The following is a 16,380-nucleotide window of genomic DNA, read 5'->3' on the forward strand; positions in this document are numbered from 1 at the left end:
GTTAGAACTCGCTAATCAATTTACGTTTTTTTACAGGGGAGGTGGATTCTAAGGCACAAAAAAAGCGACCGATAAAGGTCGCTTCCAGCGCGCTGAACCCTTGTTCATTTGGCGTCCAAAACACCTTCAACAGTCCTTTGGTGCTTAGTTCTAACTTATATTTCTTATCAAAGGGCTAGAAGGTCCAAAATCCTTGATTATTTTGTAGGCTTGGTGAGGCGAACAAACTCCGACTGAATATCCTTATTCAAGTTTCTTACCCAACCATTGTATTTTCGATGAATTTTTTGATTGTCTGGGTTGTAGTTCATGTTCTCGCTATCCTTGTACAAGATGTCGTAAACGCCATCTCGAACCACAATATCCACTGCAACAAAGTGACGACTACGAACCCATATTTCTGCAGTAAAACTACCGTCGCCATTAGGCTCAACCATCCAGCCTCGCCTCAGTCCAGCCGCCTTGAACAAAGTCAACAGCTCATCACTGTCCACTTGTTTCGGGATGGATTGATTGGTCAGTGGATCTGCGGTTGCAGCTTGAGTTTGTGGAGCCAGCAAAATAGTGGCCGCGAATAAAAGACCAATTACTATATTCTTCATTTTCTTCCTTAAATAAACTCTTCAGCTCGGACACTCCATACTCGACACATCCACTCTCAAAGAAAGCTAGTGGTTGAACAAGGTTCACTGTCTTGAATGGCTTTGAGCCGCTCGCTTGGTTTCCGGCGCTATTCTAGCAGAACATCAACGCCAAAGCGCGCCCCAAACTCGTCAGAATCGATAACCTAATCCTAGGTTTAACAACACATCAATACCGTCATTTGGTTGACGTAAATTAGCATTGCTGTAATGCCGATAAAATACTTGGACTATTCCGCGATTATGCTCGCCAAAGTAAGCGCCGAATCCCAATTGTGCCTGAAACGCAAAGCGATAGGCTTGATGACGCTCTCCCAGCTGAGGTTGGCTTAGCCAGGTAGGGCCTAAAGCCCTGACTTGCATGAAAGCGGGCTTTCCAAGAACTTCGGTAAACAGTTTTAGCTCTGGAAACAGACTTATCGCCGTCATATGCTTTGCTTCGAGGCCTGAATCAGTCTGTAAGCGGGTGATACTTCCACCAATACTTAACCGCTGCACCTGTGAGCGTTGCCAATCCCATGCCAAGACATCGACAGAGGCCAATCGATTGTGTTGATTCGCTCCTGGTTGAGCGCTACCTCCCGCTGCAGCAATGACTTCTACCGCACTAACATTGACGGAGCCGAGACCCAGCCCCACAACAACGCAAGCTTTAATCAAGGCTCGACTCACATTGGGCATAACGGTAATTTCCTTTTACTCGTTTAAAATGGCGATGCAGACAGGATAATTCTTCAAATCATCAATACAGCGATAGGCGATGGGTGACAAGGCTGCTTCAGTTTGGTCACACACCTGGAGCTGCGACAATGAGGAAGGTGATTGACACTGGGTTAACTTCCAAGTGGCCTCTTTCACTGTCCACCAGCGATAAAACTCGTCTACTGTATTGGCCCGCAAAGGCTCAAGCGGGTTTCGTATGTATTCCCAAATCGCCTGATAATTACGCCTTGAACTCACAAACTCGATATCAATTCCGCAGGGATGGCTGCTAACCGCAGCAGCCAGTAATCCCTTACTGTGGCTCAAACTCAGATATAAAGAAGAGCGCTCACAGTAAGGAGCGCCTACATAATTGCGGTGGATCTGAGCGGCTGTAACAGTCTTACCTGAGTGCCGCCCAATCAAATTAGCTAAAGCTAAGTTGCCGATCTGCTGACGCCTACTTCGCTCGCCCTCCGGCAATCGAACGACGCAAAACCAAACCCTAACTTGCTTTTCAAATTCCACACTCGAGCAAGGAGTGACCCAGTCCAATTCCATGGCTTTGCTTTTTCACCTTAAGGCCAGCAGCCTCGATTAAAGGGAGAAACTCATGACTCATGTAGAAGCGGCTATTGCCATTGGCTATAGTTGTAAAGTACAAACTTGTCGCGTTCATCGCGTAGCTTGAAGACTCAAACTCCTGGCAATCTGGGAAAAGCTCCAAGATAAATACTCGGGAATCGGGCCTCATGGCCTGTCGCACTCGACTTAAAATGCTGACGATTTCCTGTTTAGAAAAACAATCCAGGAATTGACTCATCCAATACACATCAAGGCCTTTGGGCAGTCGGTTGCTTGACTCTAGCAGATCACAGGCCTTTGCCTGTACCCGAGACTGAAATCCCGCCTTTGAGGTATTTTCTAGCGCAACTTTCAGCTGCTGAGGTAGATCAACCATAGTCACCTCAACATCGGAATTGTGCTTACAGCATTGCAAGGTCCACTTACCAGTGTTGGCTCCAATGTCACAAAGTGTCTCAGTTTTTTGTGAGAACACGGTTTCAAGCAGAACAGGGAAACTGCGGTCAGAATAATAGTGGTCAAACTCAAACCAGCTCCGCTTTGCCTCTGGTTGAAGCTGAGACAGCCCCTCATACACCGTTGCCCAATCTCCTAAGTGCTTTAAGCCCGCCGGTTTCGACTCTCGAATGGACTCTGTTAGTTCAGACAAGCCCTGATAGCATACGTCGGCTACGAAATTCATGTTGGCGATAGTCATGGCATCAAAATCAACGTAATAGCCTAACTTGGTCAAGCGGTATCGCTTTTCTTCCCAAGTCACTAGCCCAGCAGACAGCCCCATATCCAAAAGCACGCCTACGCCGTACTCAGAGACCCCCGTAATTTGCGCCAACGACGCCGAATCCGCACCGGCTTCGTCAAAATCTTGAAGCGCTTTTAGAATACCAAGGTCTCTTAAGGTTCGGGCTGTGTGAAAGGCAAATGGTGCAAATGCTAGGCGTTGAGCGGATTCCTTTGCAGCCACCGCTGTTTGGCTGTCATTTTTGTAGAACTTCATTTCATTGATTTCTTGTTTATTTTTTTCGTTGTCAGACTCAAAACTAGAACACTGTTTAGCCACCAGTTAGTCGAATCGAATTGCGAACCTTCAAAAAAGGGCTGCCATTCTTATCGGTTGTTTGGGTTGAGTCAAAATTATTAATGATGTAACTTTGCCTGCTGTGTTTTCGGTCACAGCTGGACCAGTAGTTTTAACCTCGCCAAGGACGGATGGAACTGATTTGCAATTCAGTTCATCAATCGTAATTTTGACCGCAAACGATGATGCCATTCCTGCCTCATCGTAGCAGTGCTTCAAAAAGTCCTAACGCTTGCCCAACATCGTCTCGCTGCGAACTTGAGATGCTTTTAGTGGGGATTCCACGAGCGAAGACCCGCTAAGAATAAAACTAAAAAAATTTAAAATCCTTGATGAGCATTGCATTCTTTGGCTTTTCCGGGTGGTAACATAATTCCAGTTTAGCAGGCTTTAATAAATATAATGCGTATCAACTGTTGCTTACAGGCATGGGCACTAAAAGGAGCTCAAGTCAAACCGATACTTTCGAACACTCCGGCTATTGGCTCAGATCTCAAAATTCCGTCAGGTATAAAACGTCGCGCAAGCCAACTTAGCAAGTTGGTGGTGGAAAGCGGACTGTCGTTGCTCAAGCAATTGGATGTTGGCCATTTAGTTTTTGCTACTCGTTATGGAGAAATCCAACGGACACAAGCCTTACTTAGCGCACTAGTACACCAAGAAGAGCTATCGCCAACTGCCTTTGCTCAATCAGTTGCAAGTACCGCACCTGGTTTACTTACCATCGCGACAAAGCAAGGAATACCGTTTAGCACTTTGTCAGCTGGCGAAAATACAGTGGAAAGCTCCCTGATTGAAAGTATGTGTCGGTTTCAGCAGAATCCAGAGCAGTCAGTGCTTCTAATTGCAGCAGACGAATGCCTGCCGGATACGTTTTCTGAGTACGATAGCGAAAGCGCCTCGGCTAGTTTGCTAATGATGTATATCTCCAAAGGAGACGACTGGACTGTAACCGCAGAATTTCCACCGTTAGATGGTAAAGAGCCCACATCAAAAAATTACACATGGATTGAAGCCTTGCAGCAAGCCTCTTTCAACCAGCAGCAAGCACAAATTCAATTAAGCAGCAGTCGTTGGAGTTGGAAGCCAAAATGTTCGGCGAAGTAAACCGCTTTTTCAGAATAATCAGTTCAGCAATATCCTTTACCTTATTTGGTATTGGAGGGCTACTGCTGTCCTATTTGTGGTTTCCCTTGATTCGTATTGTTTATCAAGACAAGTCTCAACGGGAGCTTGCATGCCAAACCAGCATTAGTCGCTGTTTTCGCTTTTTCACTGAAATGATGCGTGCTCTAAGAATATTAGACCTCAATATCAGTAACCTGAACCGACTACAGAATTCTCAGGCTTGTATCGTTGTCGCCAACCATCCAACCCTAATCGACGTGGTGATTTTGATTGGTTATATGCGTCAATGCGACTGTATTGTAAAAGCCGAGCTATGGAAAAACCCCTTCATGCGGCATGTGGTCAGCATGGCAGGCTACATTCCAAATCAATCAGAGTCCCTCATTGAAGAATGCCAAAATAAGCTAGCTCAGGGACGTAAGCTATTAGTCTTTCCTGAAGGAACGCGCACCCTTCCTGGACAGCCAGTACAATGTAAACGCGGCGCGGCCCAACTTGCTGTGCGCTGCCAGGCACAAGTACAGCCGGTGACTATTGGCTGTCATCCTTTGGCCCTGTACAAAGGTAGCCGTTGGTACCAGATGCCTAAGTCACCAATGCAGTTCGATATTAACGTCGGTCTGCCTCAGGAAACCACAGAGTTGCTACGAACATCTCCAGCCCCTTCGACTGCAGCGAGAAAGTTAACGCGTTACTTTGACGTGGCGCTGCAGCCAACAATATCTAAGAACATCGAAATCAAGGAATTCTTTTGTGCAAAACCTAGAACAACAAGTTAAACAACTAATTATTGAGAGTCTTAATTTAGAAGACATCAGCCTTGAAGAAATCGACTCAAATGAGCCCTTATTTGGCGATGGCGAAGGCTTGAATCTGGATTCAATTGACGCTCTAGAGTTAGGGTTGGCCATCAAAAAACAATTCAACGTAGTGATCAACGGAGATGATCCGGGGGTTCGCGAGCACTTTATCAATGTAAAAAGCTTGGCAAACTACGTCTCAACACAACTATAAAAAGGGATGAACACTATGTCCTATCAATCAGAGTATGACCTAATCAAAAACGCTATGGTGGAGTTGTTTGAACTAGAACCTGACGACGTCCAGCCAGAATCGTTACTAAATGAAGATTTAGATTTAGACAGCATTGATGCCGTTGATCTTGTTGTATTTCTGCGAAATAAGACAGGAGCAACATTTGAGGCAGAGACATTCAAGTCGGTAAAAACTGTGGAAGACATTGTAAACGCGGTGGCTGAGCTAGAAGTTGCTGTATGAAGTTAGTCCAAGCGATTGTTGGTCTTTTGCTATTGGCCTATCCAGCATTCGTCTACCTTGGTGTCCAATATCAGTTTTCTAACTCAGTGCTAGCCGTAATACTGATAGCATTTGGGTTGAGAGCTATCCTAGCAAAGACCAATCCAGCGGTGGCTAAAATTGCCTTACCCACCGCTGTAATTGGGCTGATATTAGGAGTTTCAAGCGCCTACTTTCAACAACATGATTGGCTCCTCTATTACCCGGTGGCGGTCAATCTGTGCCTGTTGTTCTGGTTTGCCATGAGTTTGCGCAATGGCGCCCCTGTTATCACCGAAATCGCTCGTATTAAAGATCCAGATTTACCGATTCAGGCGCAGCTCTACACTCGGCGCCTGACTGCCGGATGGACGTTTTTCTTTGCAATCAATGGAACCATAGCTGCTATCACTACGCAGCAATCATTGGCCACTTGGGCCCTGTACAATGGTGCCATTAGCTACTGTTTGATCGGCGCTTTACTGGGGGGTGAGTTCTGTTACCGCAAGTTGGTGCTACGAGCATGAGTAGTTCATTCCTACACCAGCTACTGTTGTCACCACATCAACAGCAGACCATTGCCATTAGCAACGGGACTCAACTCACAATCGGCGATCTGCAACGTCATTGTCACGCACTAATAGTCCGCCTCAGCAATCTCGAAACCGATAGTCATTGCCTGGTGTGCGATCATCCTTGGCATTTGCTGGTAGCTACCCTCGCATGCCACCAACTGGGACGAAAAGTGATCATCCCCGGTAATCTTCAAGCTGGTCAAGTTACACAATACCTGGCCCAATGGTCTGTGGTCAGCGACCGCGAAGAGCTGAGTGAGCATGTAGAGCTGGTTCAAGATAGTGGCCGAACGGAAGTATCAACTGACCAGTTTCGCCCTATCAAAAGCGATAGCGCTCTCATCGACTTGTACACTTCCGGAAGTTCTGGACGCCCCCAGCAAATCCGCAAAAGCCTAAAACAGCTAGAACTCGAAGCTGATTGTTTACAAAGTCAATTTGGCTACTTAGTGGGAAAACGCCCTGTTATTAGCTCGGTGTCTCACAATCACATTTACGGTTTCCTATTTAGGATCGTTTGGCCATTGCATCGCGGAGCCATATTCTGCTGCGACCTTATTCAAACCGAGCAGTCATTACAAAACAAACAAGCGCTCAAGCCAGTATTTGTATCCAGTCCAGTGTTCATTGAGCAAATGCAACAGATGCCATCTTTGAAAAAAGCTAATCAGATGGTATTTAGCTCGGGCGGTCCACTGACGTTCCAAGGTGCACAGCACTCAGCCTCACTGTATGGCGAAGCCCCAACAGAAATATACGGAAGTACAGAAACCGGCGGCATCGCATGGCGTCAGCAGCACGACATGGAATCTCGTTGGCGTCCCTTTGAGCAAGTTCGACTTGATCAAATCCAAAATCACTTAGTAGTACAGTCGCCGTTTATCCACGAGGGACAATTCGCTACAAAGGACAAGGTAGCCCTGCACTCAGATGGAACCTTTACCTTACAGGGCCGAGCCGACCGAATTGTAAAAATCGCAGAAAAACGTGTGTCGCTCGACGAGCTTGAGCGAGTACTGTTGACCAGTGAACTGGTTGCCGATGCTGCGGTAATTGTCGCTCCATCGAGTCAAACCCAACGAACAGCCGCGGCCATTGTACTCACTCAAAATGCCCAGCAAGCGTTCGAACACCAAGGAAAATCTTGGCTTTGGCGTAATTTGCGCAAGCATTTACGCCCCTACATAGAGCCTGTGGCGATTCCGAGACGCTATGTAGTTTGTACCGATATTCCAAAGAACCAACAATCCAAACGCTGCTTTTTGCAGTTGGAGGAGTTACTTCAATGACCCTTCGAAACGAAATCGATAACGACAAGTACCCCCAGCTTATCGACTCGGAAATTAACGACGACGTCATAACCGTACAATTGTACGTGCCAGCGAAAATCGTCTATTTCGAGGGGCACTTTGACTCCAACCCTATATTGCCGGGCGTCGTTCAACTTGACTGGGCTTTGTATTACTTCAACAAACTTAGTCAAAGCGAGATGCAATTCGGCGGGGCCGATGTCATTAAGTACCAACAACCAATTCTACCTGACGCTCGGGTAACACTAACGCTGCAGTGGTTACCCAAGGTGGGTAAATTGACCTTTAAATACCTATCCGATGTTGGAGTACATGCCAGCGGCAAGCTCAAGTTGATGGGGCCAAATCCATGAAAATTGCAGCACTAATCCCTTGCTACAATCACGGAAAAACGGTAGGTACTGTCACAGCTCAATTGACCCAGCGCGGTCTAGACGTTCTGCTTGTCAACGACGGCAGTAAAGCTAGTACCGGAGAGGTACTACGACAATTGGCTCAAACCGATGGGGTCGATTTAGTCGAGTTGCCAACCAATCGCGGCAAAGGTGGAGCTGTTATCGCTGGACTAAGACACTTGGTCAAGCAAGGCTATAGCCATGCGGTTCAAGTGGATGCTGATGGTCAACACGACCTTGGCAAGCTCGATGAACTAATAGCGATGGCCCGCCGCTACCCCAATGACGTGATATCCGGACGCCCAATCTATGGAGATGATGTCCCCAAAGGGCGTTTATATGGCCGCTACGCTACCCACGTTTCTGTGTGGCTTGAAACCTTATCGTTGCAAATCCAAGACTCCATGTGCGGATTTAGAGTTTATCCGCTTGCCGCAACGTGCGAGCTGGTCAACCAAGTTAAACTCGGTGAGCGAATGGACTTCGACATCGAGATACTGGTGCGCCTGTACTGGAAGGGGCTAAACGTACACCAAGTGCCTACGCCCGTTCACTACCCAGAAGATGGTATCAGTCACTTTCAAGGTTTGCGCGATAATGTGCGCATCTCTTGGCTTCATACTCGTTTGATAGCCAATATGCTCCCTCGTGCTCCAAAGTTATTGCTTCGTAATATAAAGCGCTCCTCCACTGCCCACTGGGCCGAAGAAAAGGAACGAGGCAGTGTCATAGGAATTAAGCTTTTACTTTGGAGCTACCGGACCTTCGGTCGCAAAGCATTTTCCATGCTTTTGCATCCTGTTATCGCCTTCTATTTTTTAGCTGACAGGAAAGCACGACAGGCATCTCGGCAATATCTCGCTCAATTGCAACAGCACCTCTCCGCGCAAAAGATGACGTCTTGTGTGCCAAGCTCTAGCTACCCTCACTTCTACAGTTTTGGCCAAAATATGCTGGACAAATTGGCTGGCTGGCATGGCGATATCGGATATGAACAATTGCATTTTATGGAACAAACTCAAGCCTGCATCGACAAAGATGCCGACAAAGGTAGAGTTATTATTGGGAGTCATCTAGGAAATCTCGAGCTATGTCGAGCCATGAGTGAGCAATATACCGATCGAGTGATCAATGCTCTGGTGTTTACCAAGCACGCTGAAAATTTCAACTCAGTCATGCGTCAAGTAAATCCCAATAGTTCGCTCAACTTGATACAAGTCACCGAATTAGGACCCGAAATTGCGATTCTATTGCAACAAAAACTCGAACGGGGAGAATGGGTGGTTATTGTTGGCGACAGGACATCTATTACCCAACACAATCGCGTCGTTTGGCAGGATTTTTTAGGAAAACCAGCGCCTTTTCCTCAAGGGCCGTTTGTACTTTCTGCGTTGTTAAAGCACCCAGTCTATTTAATGTTTGGCTTTTCCAATAAGGGACGATACGAAGTTTTTGTAGAACCGTTTGAAGAGCACCCTTGCCTGCCTCGCAAAGACCGTCAAAAAGTACTTGAAGGGATGGTCAGCCGGTATGCTAGCCGATTGGAACACTTTGCAACGAGATATCCATTGCAGTGGTTCAATTTTTTCGATTTTTGGAAGATTAACAATGAAAAATAACAGCACAGTTTGGTTTGGCGAACAACAACTAACAATAGAGCTAATCTGTGAGCTTGCCGATCAGCAGGCTAAACCTAAATTGTCAAAAGCACCTGAATTTGTAGACAAGATTGAAAAAGGCACCGCTTTTTTAGACAGCTTACTTGCCAACGAGGGAGTCATTTACGGTGTCACTACTGGCTATGGAGATAGCGTCACAGTATCTGTGGACAAACAGTTGGTGGAGCAATTGCCACGACAGTTGACCCGCTTTCACGGATGCGGTCTAGGCCAGTATTTTTCAGAGCGCGAAACCCGTGCCATCATCGCCACTCGGCTAGCTTCACTGTGCCGCGGTGTATCCGGCGTAAGCGGTGACTTGCTTCATCAGCTAGTTGGAATTCTGGACAAAGACATTCTTCCACAGATCCCTGAAGAAGGTTCAGTGGGCGCTTCCGGCGACTTAACACCACTGTCGTATATCGCTGCGACTTTAATTGGCGAGCGCCAAGTATCAGTCAAAGGTGAAGTAATGCCAGCCAATCAAGCCTTGGCTCAAGCCAATATGGTGCCAATTCAATTGCGCCCGAAAGAAGGGTTGGCATTGATGAATGGTACTGCTGTGATGACCGCCATCGCCTGTTTAAATTGGCAGCGAGCAGAACGCCTTTGTCAGCTAGCAACCCGGATCACCTCTATGGTTTGCCTAGGCATGAAAGGAAATGCGTTTCACTTCGACTCGGCCCTACACGCGGTAAAACCTCATCCTGGTCAGGTTTTGTGCGCGCAACGGGTACGAGAGGATCTCAATGGCGAGTCCGCTCCGAGAAACTCTGATCGTCTTCAGGATAGATATTCCCTTCGCTGCGCTCCTCATGTGATTGGTGTATTGCAAGATACTCTGAACTGGGCTCGCTCAGTTATTGAGATAGAACTCAACTCAGCCAATGACAATCCGATTATCGATGGAGAAAACGAGCGCGTATTGCATGGAGGACACTTCTACGGCGGTCACATCGCGATGGTGATGGATGCACTAAAAACAGCGGTGGCCAACGTCGCCGACCTCCTTGATAGACAGTTGGCTCAGCTGTGTGATTACAAGTTTAACAACGGATTGCCATATAACTTAAGCGGGGCTAGCGGCGAAGTAAGTTGTATCAATCACGGTTTCAAAGCCTTGCAGATTGGTGTTTCGGCTTGGACCGCTGAAGCGCTTAAGAACACTATGCCAGCGTCGGTATTTAGTCGCTCGACAGAGAGCCATAATCAAGACAAAGTGAGTATGGGCACCATCAGCGCCCGAGATTGCCGTCGAACGATTGAGCTCACCGACCAAGTGGCAATCGCCTGTTTGTTTGCGGCAACACAAGCGATAGAATTACGTCAGAGTTCGGGAGAAATTCACCCAGAAAGCTTAACGGAATCAATTACTAATACGATTTCTGAAACTCGAGAAATTAGCCCTTTCCTCGAACAGGACCGTCCACTTGAAATGGAGCTTAGGAAGGGCTTAGAAGCGCTATCAAACGGACATTGGACTTTATATTGATGGAAATCACTGCGCAAGCAAGGGTTGTCGTGCCCTTTCAAGACTGCGATCCCATGAATGTGGTGTGGCACGGTAACTACTTCAGGTATCTAGAAGAAGGTCGAACGGCTTTGCTAGATACTATTGATTTTGGCTACATGACGATGAAGCAGGAAGGCTTTATGTTTCCTGTCGTAGACACTCGAATGAAGTACATTAGCTCCGCTCGATTCGAGGACGAACTAATCATTCATGCCAAATTGGACGAATGGGAAAACCGTCTCAAAATCAGCTATCGAATCATCAACAGTCGCGATGGAACGACCTGCGTTAAAGCCCATACCACCCATTGTGCGGTTGGAATAGCGGATGGACAAATGCGATACGCTTCACCCCAGTGCTTGATAAACAGAGTCAATGCTAAGGTTTCCTTATGAAAAAGCTGCTGTTGATTGCTACTCTCAGCTGCCTTAGTTTCATCGGGCACACCAAAACTGCCGAAATAACGCTGAGCGATGTGCAGGGTTGGATGTCTCATACCCAGCAAATTGAAGGTAGCTTCCAGCAGCAAAAGCACTTATCAATTCTGGCGCGACCGTTGCAATCTCAAGGGCGCTTTTACGTGGTGCCCTCTGTTGCGATATTGTGGCAACAGCTACTGCCATTTCAGCTAGATACCTTATTAAAAGAAGAATCGATACAACAGTTTAGCCAAGGTAGTTCTGTTTCACGTTCGACCAATACTAACCTGCCCTCTAACTTAACCAGCTTGTTGTTAGCCATTTTTAGCGGTGATCTAGAGACATTAGAGCAAGGATTCCATATTGCCTTAGAGTCACAACAAGAACATTGGAAGCTAAGCCTCACACCAAAATCAGAACAAGCGTTGCTGAGCAAGATTTTCAGAGAAATCTCTATCGAGGGACACCTGAGTCAGCTTACTTCAATCGCTCTTCACGAAGTCAGTGGTGATTTCACAGAAATTGAATTGCATGACATTCAGCCCGTCACCAATGTTCCAGCCATATTGACCGATGCCAGCCTCTAATAACAAACGCTTACGCTTTATAGTTTGGCTAGTTGCTATGGCGACTATGCTTGTCGGCATGCTCACTATGGGGCGGCATGCGAGCGTAATCGATACTGACTTTATGGCGTTATTGCCGGATAGTGAACGCTCGCCCTTGGCTCAGCTAGCCGTCGAAGACGCCGCCAGAAAGATGGAACGGCGTTTGTTATTCATCATAGAATCAGATGATGAACAACAAGCAAAAGCCGCAGCAGTTCAATGGCAAGCCTATTTAGATAACTGGGAATTTGTCACCCGTATAGACTCGCAACGCCAACAAATGCAAATGTTTGAGTTGCTGTTTCCGGCTCGTTATCAGCTGCTTGACTCAAGCGCGCGACAATGGCTTGAAGCTGAGCAGCACCAGCAGGTTACTCAACGTGCATTACAAAGCATCTACTCGCCCTTTAGCGGAGTGACCGCCAACGAGCTCAGCCAAGACCCTTGGTTATTATTCAGAAACTTCTCCAATCAGGGAGCTGAAAAAAACCGCTTTAGCTTGGTGCAAGGTCAGCTATTGTCCAATCAGAACGGACGCTTTCAGTTCTTTATTCAGGGCGAGTTAGCCGCTAGCCCGTATCAATTTGAAACTCATGAGAAAATTCAACACTTGATGAGTGAGGCTTCTCGCCTCCAACGAGAGACTGGCGTTGATATTTACTATCAAGGCGTTGGTTTTTTTGTAGAAGAGGCGGCAGCCGCAGCCCAAAGCGAGATAAGTATCATCGGTGGCGGCTCGCTTGCAGCAGTCGTTATTCTGATTTTGTCGGTATTTCGCAGCGTTCGACCGCTAGCGCTTTGTTTATTCTCGGTAGGAACCGGTGTGCTTAGTGCTTTGTTTGCCACTGTCGTGGTCTTTGGTTCGGTACACAGTTTCACTCTGGTTCTAGGAGCGAGTTTGATCGGCGTATCCGTAGACTACGCTTTTCATTATTTGAGTCTGCGCGCGTGCACAATCAACGCCTGGCGCCCTCACTCTGCCATTCAAAAGCTAAAACCTGTTCTACTGCTCGGCTTAGTTTCGTCCTGTTTAGCGTACTCTGGTCTTGGCCTCACAGGGTTTCCAGCTTTAATTCAACTGGCACTGTTTTCAAGCGTTGGCCTTAGTGCGGCACTACTAGCTGTGTTATTGATTTATCCTCAATTAACCCAATCGCCAGCGCAACACAACCCTATTAACTTCGCTCGAGCCATTCACGAGATTGTTGAACGCTACGGGAGTAGCCGCTTCAATGTTGGGCTAATAGGCCTATTGCTGATAGTTAGCGCTTTTGGATTGCAGCGACTTGAGTTCAACGACGATGTACGCCATTTGCAGTCAGCCTCCGAAAGGCTCATCAAGCATGAGCAAGCCGTCACTGCACTAACCGGATTCGACCAAAGCCAGCAGTGGCTAGTCCTGCTTGGCAGTACACAAGAAGATCTGCGCCAAGCGGAGCAAGAACTCGAAAACCAACTGCAAGACTTTATCAAAAAAGGCACCATTAGTGGCTTTAACTCTGTTCACCAATTCGTTCCAAGCACCGCCTTACAGCAGCAAAACTATCTGCTAAGTGAACAGCTCATAGAAAAACAGAGCGCTGATATTCAAGCTAGCTTAGGGCTTGATAGAATCGTTCAGCTACCGGAGTTTCAGGCCGTCACATGGCAACAGGTCGAGCAAGCCGCAGCTGGGTTGCCGTATCTAGCCGGTCAGTTAGAGCAAGGAACCCACTACTCCATCATCACTCTGCAGGGTTTGCATCCTGACTCGACAATAAACGGTTTGAAAACTGATATCCCAGGTGTACAAGTTTTGTTCGTTGCTCGTGCACAAGAAGTCAGCGCATTAATGCATCACTACCGCTACCAAGTACTCTTACTGGTGGCAATTGCGTGTGCTTTAGTGTTCGGGTTGTTGACTATCAAGTTAACTATCAAAGATGCTTTTGCAGTCGTAACTCCACCGCTGTTCGCCTGCTTGTTGGCATTGGCCGTGCCTGGTTTGTTAGGCATCAGCGCCAACCTATTCAACGTGGTAGCCTTGTTATTAATCCTAGGCATCAGCCTAGATTACAGCCTCTTTTTACGATTCCATGGCGACCAGGTGCACTCAACCATGGCGGTACTTCTGGCGGGTATTACCACCTTGCTGTCCTTCGGACTGATGGGGCTCTCCAGCAACTTTGCAGTATCGAGTTTTGGAATGACGATTTCAGTGGGAATTTTGGCATCTTGGCTACTGGCGCCTGCGATAGCAGGCAGGAAGCACTTTCGTAAGGTAATTCAATGTCCCGCATCATAAAACTGGTACTGCTAATCGTTTGGACTGTTTTCGCGCTAGGTTGTCAAACGCCGCAAGCTCTGTCCCCTCAGCCAGCCTGGCCATCACCTGCGAGTTATGGAAATAAAGTCCAAGCTCAACAAGTACTGCAGGTCACTTATCAGCAGCAAACTCAACAGATTTTGGTCGCTGTGGATATCTCATCCGATTCAGTGGAGCTTGTGGCATTGTCGGGCATGGGTATTCCTCTATTTACCTTGAATTGGGACGGCTCTCGTTTGACTCAAACAAACCACCTGAGCACAGAAGAATTCGACAATCAGCAGAGTGTTCTTGACGCCTTCTTTCTTGCAATCTGGCCTCAAGCAGCCCTGTCCGAATACCTTTCCCAGCAGGGATTACTGCTACAACAGAGTAATAGTCAGAGAGAGGTGCTTAGCGTCTCTGGTGAAGCAAAGCTAAGCGTACGATGGAATGATTATCAAGCGCCTCAAGGCTATATCGAAATTGACGATCACGCTAACCAAAACCGCCTCAAACTAACCACTATATATTGGGATGAAAGCCAATGACTCCAATATACATCCAGGCCATAGGCACGGTTTGTGCCCTTGGCCAAGATCAACAACAAATAAAGCAAAACTTACTTCGAGGAGTCTCGCCAGGTTTAATAAAGCGAGAGCAGGCGCTGTATTCAGGTCGACGTGCCACAATCGCTAAAATCCCCGGAGAGTTGCCACCAGTCTCTTCTGAGCTAAAGGACTTTGACAACCGAAACAACCGGTTAGCTGAGTTGGCCTTCCGTCAAATTGAACCGCAACTTGAAAAGCTCAGACGCGCCAAAACGGATCTGCGAATCGGGGTTGTGATTGGTACTAGTACTTCTGGTATCGAATCGACAGAAGCGTCTATGCGCCAAAGAGTCCAAAACGGTTGCTTCGAAGATGGGTTTCGCCTCGACCATTTGACTATTGGCGACACCGCAAACTTTGTCGCGCGACTATGCGACGCCAAAGGACCGGCCTATAGCGTCTCCACCGCTTGTTCATCGGCAGGCCGTACCTTTATTAGCGCAGCTGCGCTACTCCACGCAGATGCCGTCGACGTCGTTATCTGTGGTGGGGTTGATAGCTTATGCGACTTGACCTTGAATGGCTTTGACGCGTTAGAGCAAGTGTCTGAAAACCAGAGCCGTCCTTTTGATAAAGACCGCAATGGAATTAATATCGGAGAAGCTGCTGGCCTATTTGTTCTTAGCAAACAACTCGGTCCGTGGCGCTTACTCGGTTACGGAGAGTCCGCTGAGGGTCACCACATGTCGGCACCAATGCCCTGTGGCTCAGGTGCAAAAGCCGCGATGGAAGACGCTCTTGAAAACGCAGGTCTTGCTGCGAGAGATGTCGGCTACATCAATGCTCATGGTACTTCCACACCTCTCAACGATGCAATGGAGTCCAAAGCCATCGCTGAGGTGTTTGGAAACCAGATCCCAGTGAGTTCAACCAAAGCACTTACGGGCCATTGCTTAGGTGCCGCAGCAGCAATAGAGGCAGCATTCTGTTGCTGGAGTATAGACACCCATCAGGCACCAGCCCAATTGCCACAACCTCGCCAAACTGGCGAAGACATAGCCAATATATACCTGCCGACTGAAAATGTTGCCCTAAAGAGCAGTGTCGCAGTGTCAAACTCTTTTGCATTTGGTGGCAATAATGTGTGTTTGGTCTTTGGACGAGGAGCAGTCGATGAGCCAACTACCTGATATTGTCGAACTGGTACCCCATCGAGGGCCTATGCTATTGCTAAATCGAGTAATTTGGGCACAGGAAAAATCAATTTGCTGCGAAGTCGATATTAGTCCCCAAAGTACTTTTTTCCTGCCCGATTTAGCGGCGGTTCCCTGCCACATAGGGATTGAGTACATGGCGCAATGTATTGCCGCATTAGCTGGTGTAGAATACTGGCGCGCCAAAAAGCCAATTCCGATTGGCTTACTACTTGGTGGAAGGCGATACCAAAGCAATGGGCAAAGCTTTTCAGCTGGCACCAAGCTAAACATTTTCGCGGAAGAGTTAATTCGCGACGGTGCCATGGGTGTATACCAGTGTCGAATCGAGCTCAATGGGCAACAGCTCGCCAGTTGCCAAATCAATACATACGTGCCAACTAATGAGCAGCTACTAGAACTTACAACAAAAAAATGAAGCAA

At 47.5% G+C, this 16,380-nt stretch carries 19 protein-coding genes; 15 read left to right on the plus strand and 4 right to left on the minus strand.

Translation table 11 applies throughout. From position 1 onward, the window contains the following. Positions 1-197 precede the first annotated feature (197 nt). The 4 genes from CLC93_RS02355 to CLC93_RS02370 form a co-directional block, all read right to left on the minus strand. Positions 198-602 (minus strand): hypothetical protein, encoded by a 405-nt coding sequence (locus CLC93_RS02355; RefSeq protein ID WP_095504326.1) that lies wholly within the window; start codon positions 600-602, stop codon positions 198-200. Between the two features lie 171 nt (positions 603-773). Beyond that, positions 774-1,322: an acyloxyacyl hydrolase gene (locus tag CLC93_RS02360; protein ID WP_095504327.1), complete on the minus strand. Its 549-nt coding sequence runs from the start codon at positions 1,320-1,322 to the stop codon at positions 774-776. Between the two features lie 15 nt (positions 1,323-1,337). Further along, positions 1,338-1,904 (minus strand): 4'-phosphopantetheinyl transferase superfamily protein, encoded by a 567-nt coding sequence (locus CLC93_RS02365; RefSeq protein WP_141237331.1) that lies wholly within the window; start codon positions 1,902-1,904, stop codon positions 1,338-1,340. After that, complete coding sequence (locus CLC93_RS02370) at positions 1,861-2,925, minus strand: class I SAM-dependent methyltransferase (protein WP_095504534.1); 1,065 nt, start codon at positions 2,923-2,925, stop codon at positions 1,861-1,863. Before CLC93_RS02370 ends, CLC93_RS02365 begins: the two co-directional genes overlap by 44 nt. A 483-nt stretch (positions 2,926-3,408) precedes the next feature. Between CLC93_RS02370 and CLC93_RS02375 the strand changes: the two genes are divergently transcribed. From CLC93_RS02375 to CLC93_RS17575, 15 genes are read left to right on the plus strand one after another with little or no spacing between them, the layout of a single operon-like run. Further along, entirely contained in the window at positions 3,409-4,113 is a 705-nt protein-coding gene (locus CLC93_RS02375; RefSeq protein ID WP_095504329.1) for a beta-ketoacyl synthase chain length factor, read from the plus strand. Further along, positions 4,098-4,913 (plus strand): lysophospholipid acyltransferase family protein, encoded by an 816-nt coding sequence (locus tag CLC93_RS02380; RefSeq protein WP_095504330.1) that lies wholly within the window; start codon positions 4,098-4,100, stop codon positions 4,911-4,913. Before CLC93_RS02375 ends, CLC93_RS02380 begins: the two co-directional genes overlap by 16 nt. Then, complete coding sequence (locus CLC93_RS02385) at positions 4,888-5,148, plus strand: phosphopantetheine-binding protein (RefSeq protein ID WP_245837051.1); 261 nt, start codon at positions 4,888-4,890, stop codon at positions 5,146-5,148. Before CLC93_RS02380 ends, CLC93_RS02385 begins: the two co-directional genes overlap by 26 nt. Positions 5,149-5,163: 15 nt before the next feature. After that, the gene (locus CLC93_RS02390) at positions 5,164-5,412 is read left to right on the plus strand and encodes an acyl carrier protein (RefSeq protein ID WP_211286781.1); all 249 of its coding nucleotides are present in this window, start codon (positions 5,164-5,166) and stop codon (positions 5,410-5,412) included. After that, positions 5,409-5,957 (plus strand): COG4648 family protein, encoded by a 549-nt coding sequence (locus CLC93_RS02395; RefSeq protein ID WP_095504333.1) that lies wholly within the window; start codon positions 5,409-5,411, stop codon positions 5,955-5,957. The genes CLC93_RS02390 and CLC93_RS02395 overlap by 4 nt, the downstream gene beginning before the upstream one ends. Then, a complete protein-coding gene (locus CLC93_RS02400) occupies positions 5,954-7,294 on the plus strand; it encodes an AMP-binding protein (RefSeq protein WP_095504334.1) in 1,341 nt (446 codons plus the stop codon). Before CLC93_RS02395 ends, CLC93_RS02400 begins: the two co-directional genes overlap by 4 nt. After that, entirely contained in the window at positions 7,291-7,668 is a 378-nt protein-coding gene (locus CLC93_RS02405; protein WP_095504335.1) for an ApeI family dehydratase, read from the plus strand. The genes CLC93_RS02400 and CLC93_RS02405 overlap by 4 nt, the downstream gene beginning before the upstream one ends. Next, entirely contained in the window at positions 7,665-9,329 is a 1,665-nt protein-coding gene (locus CLC93_RS02410) for a glycosyltransferase family 2 protein (protein WP_095504336.1), read from the plus strand. The genes CLC93_RS02405 and CLC93_RS02410 overlap by 4 nt, the downstream gene beginning before the upstream one ends. Next, entirely contained in the window at positions 9,319-10,860 is a 1,542-nt protein-coding gene (locus tag CLC93_RS02415) for an HAL/PAL/TAL family ammonia-lyase (RefSeq protein WP_211286783.1), read from the plus strand. The genes CLC93_RS02410 and CLC93_RS02415 overlap by 11 nt, the downstream gene beginning before the upstream one ends. Beyond that, on the plus strand, positions 10,860-11,276 hold the full coding sequence (locus CLC93_RS02420; RefSeq protein ID WP_095504338.1) for an acyl-CoA thioesterase: 417 nt from the start codon (positions 10,860-10,862) through the stop codon (positions 11,274-11,276). The genes CLC93_RS02415 and CLC93_RS02420 overlap by 1 nt, the downstream gene beginning before the upstream one ends. Next, positions 11,273-11,887, plus strand: a complete 615-nt coding sequence (locus CLC93_RS02425) for a LolA family protein (protein WP_095504339.1) — start codon at positions 11,273-11,275, stop codon at positions 11,885-11,887. Before CLC93_RS02420 ends, CLC93_RS02425 begins: the two co-directional genes overlap by 4 nt. A 37-nt stretch (positions 11,888-11,924) precedes the next feature. Next, positions 11,925-14,192, plus strand: coding sequence for an MMPL family transporter (locus tag CLC93_RS02430; RefSeq protein ID WP_169902767.1), 2,268 nt, complete (start codon positions 11,925-11,927; stop codon positions 14,190-14,192). Beyond that, entirely contained in the window at positions 14,177-14,743 is a 567-nt protein-coding gene (locus CLC93_RS02435) for a DUF3261 domain-containing protein (protein ID WP_095504341.1), read from the plus strand. Before CLC93_RS02430 ends, CLC93_RS02435 begins: the two co-directional genes overlap by 16 nt. Beyond that, the gene (locus tag CLC93_RS02440) at positions 14,740-15,933 is read left to right on the plus strand and encodes a beta-ketoacyl-ACP synthase (protein ID WP_095504342.1); all 1,194 of its coding nucleotides are present in this window, start codon (positions 14,740-14,742) and stop codon (positions 15,931-15,933) included. The genes CLC93_RS02435 and CLC93_RS02440 overlap by 4 nt, the downstream gene beginning before the upstream one ends. Beyond that, the gene (locus CLC93_RS17575) at positions 15,917-16,375 is read left to right on the plus strand and encodes a hotdog family protein (protein ID WP_141237332.1); all 459 of its coding nucleotides are present in this window, start codon (positions 15,917-15,919) and stop codon (positions 16,373-16,375) included. Before CLC93_RS02440 ends, CLC93_RS17575 begins: the two co-directional genes overlap by 17 nt. The last annotated feature ends 5 nt before the right edge of the window (positions 16,376-16,380 follow it).

This window comes from Paraferrimonas sedimenticola, assembly GCF_002282855.1.
In the GTDB taxonomy this organism is placed as follows: domain Bacteria; phylum Pseudomonadota; class Gammaproteobacteria; order Enterobacterales; family Shewanellaceae; genus Paraferrimonas; species Paraferrimonas sedimenticola.

What these genes read in the sequence shown, in the direction of transcription:
- CLC93_RS02415 (WP_211286783.1), top strand. Translation starts at nt 9,319, where the DNA reads ATGAAAAATAACAGCACAGTTTGGTTTGGCGAACAACAACTAACAATA.
- CLC93_RS02425 (WP_095504339.1), top strand. Translation starts at nt 11,273, where the DNA reads ATGAAAAAGCTGCTGTTGATTGCTACTCTCAGCTGCCTTAGTTTCATC.
- CLC93_RS02405 (WP_095504335.1), top strand. Translation starts at nt 7,291, where the DNA reads ATGACCCTTCGAAACGAAATCGATAACGACAAGTACCCCCAGCTTATC.
- CLC93_RS17575 (WP_141237332.1), top strand. Translation starts at nt 15,917, where the DNA reads ATGAGCCAACTACCTGATATTGTCGAACTGGTACCCCATCGAGGGCCT.
- CLC93_RS02380 (WP_095504330.1), top strand. Translation starts at nt 4,098, where the DNA reads ATGTTCGGCGAAGTAAACCGCTTTTTCAGAATAATCAGTTCAGCAATA.
- CLC93_RS02365 (WP_141237331.1), bottom strand. Translation starts at nt 1,904, where the DNA reads ATGGAATTGGACTGGGTCACTCCTTGCTCGAGTGTGGAATTTGAAAAG.
- CLC93_RS02390 (WP_211286781.1), top strand. Translation starts at nt 5,164, where the DNA reads ATGTCCTATCAATCAGAGTATGACCTAATCAAAAACGCTATGGTGGAG.
- CLC93_RS02410 (WP_095504336.1), top strand. Translation starts at nt 7,665, where the DNA reads ATGAAAATTGCAGCACTAATCCCTTGCTACAATCACGGAAAAACGGTA.
- CLC93_RS02420 (WP_095504338.1), top strand. Translation starts at nt 10,860, where the DNA reads ATGGAAATCACTGCGCAAGCAAGGGTTGTCGTGCCCTTTCAAGACTGC.
- CLC93_RS02375 (WP_095504329.1), top strand. Translation starts at nt 3,409, where the DNA reads ATGCGTATCAACTGTTGCTTACAGGCATGGGCACTAAAAGGAGCTCAA.
- CLC93_RS02440 (WP_095504342.1), top strand. Translation starts at nt 14,740, where the DNA reads ATGACTCCAATATACATCCAGGCCATAGGCACGGTTTGTGCCCTTGGC.
- CLC93_RS02435 (WP_095504341.1), top strand. Translation starts at nt 14,177, where the DNA reads ATGTCCCGCATCATAAAACTGGTACTGCTAATCGTTTGGACTGTTTTC.
- CLC93_RS02400 (WP_095504334.1), top strand. Translation starts at nt 5,954, where the DNA reads ATGAGTAGTTCATTCCTACACCAGCTACTGTTGTCACCACATCAACAG.
- CLC93_RS02360 (WP_095504327.1), bottom strand. Translation starts at nt 1,322, where the DNA reads ATGCCCAATGTGAGTCGAGCCTTGATTAAAGCTTGCGTTGTTGTGGGG.
- CLC93_RS02355 (WP_095504326.1), bottom strand. Translation starts at nt 602, where the DNA reads ATGAAGAATATAGTAATTGGTCTTTTATTCGCGGCCACTATTTTGCTG.
- CLC93_RS02430 (WP_169902767.1), top strand. Translation starts at nt 11,925, where the DNA reads ATGGCGACTATGCTTGTCGGCATGCTCACTATGGGGCGGCATGCGAGC.
- CLC93_RS02395 (WP_095504333.1), top strand. Translation starts at nt 5,409, where the DNA reads ATGAAGTTAGTCCAAGCGATTGTTGGTCTTTTGCTATTGGCCTATCCA.
- CLC93_RS02370 (WP_095504534.1), bottom strand. Translation starts at nt 2,925, where the DNA reads ATGAAGTTCTACAAAAATGACAGCCAAACAGCGGTGGCTGCAAAGGAA.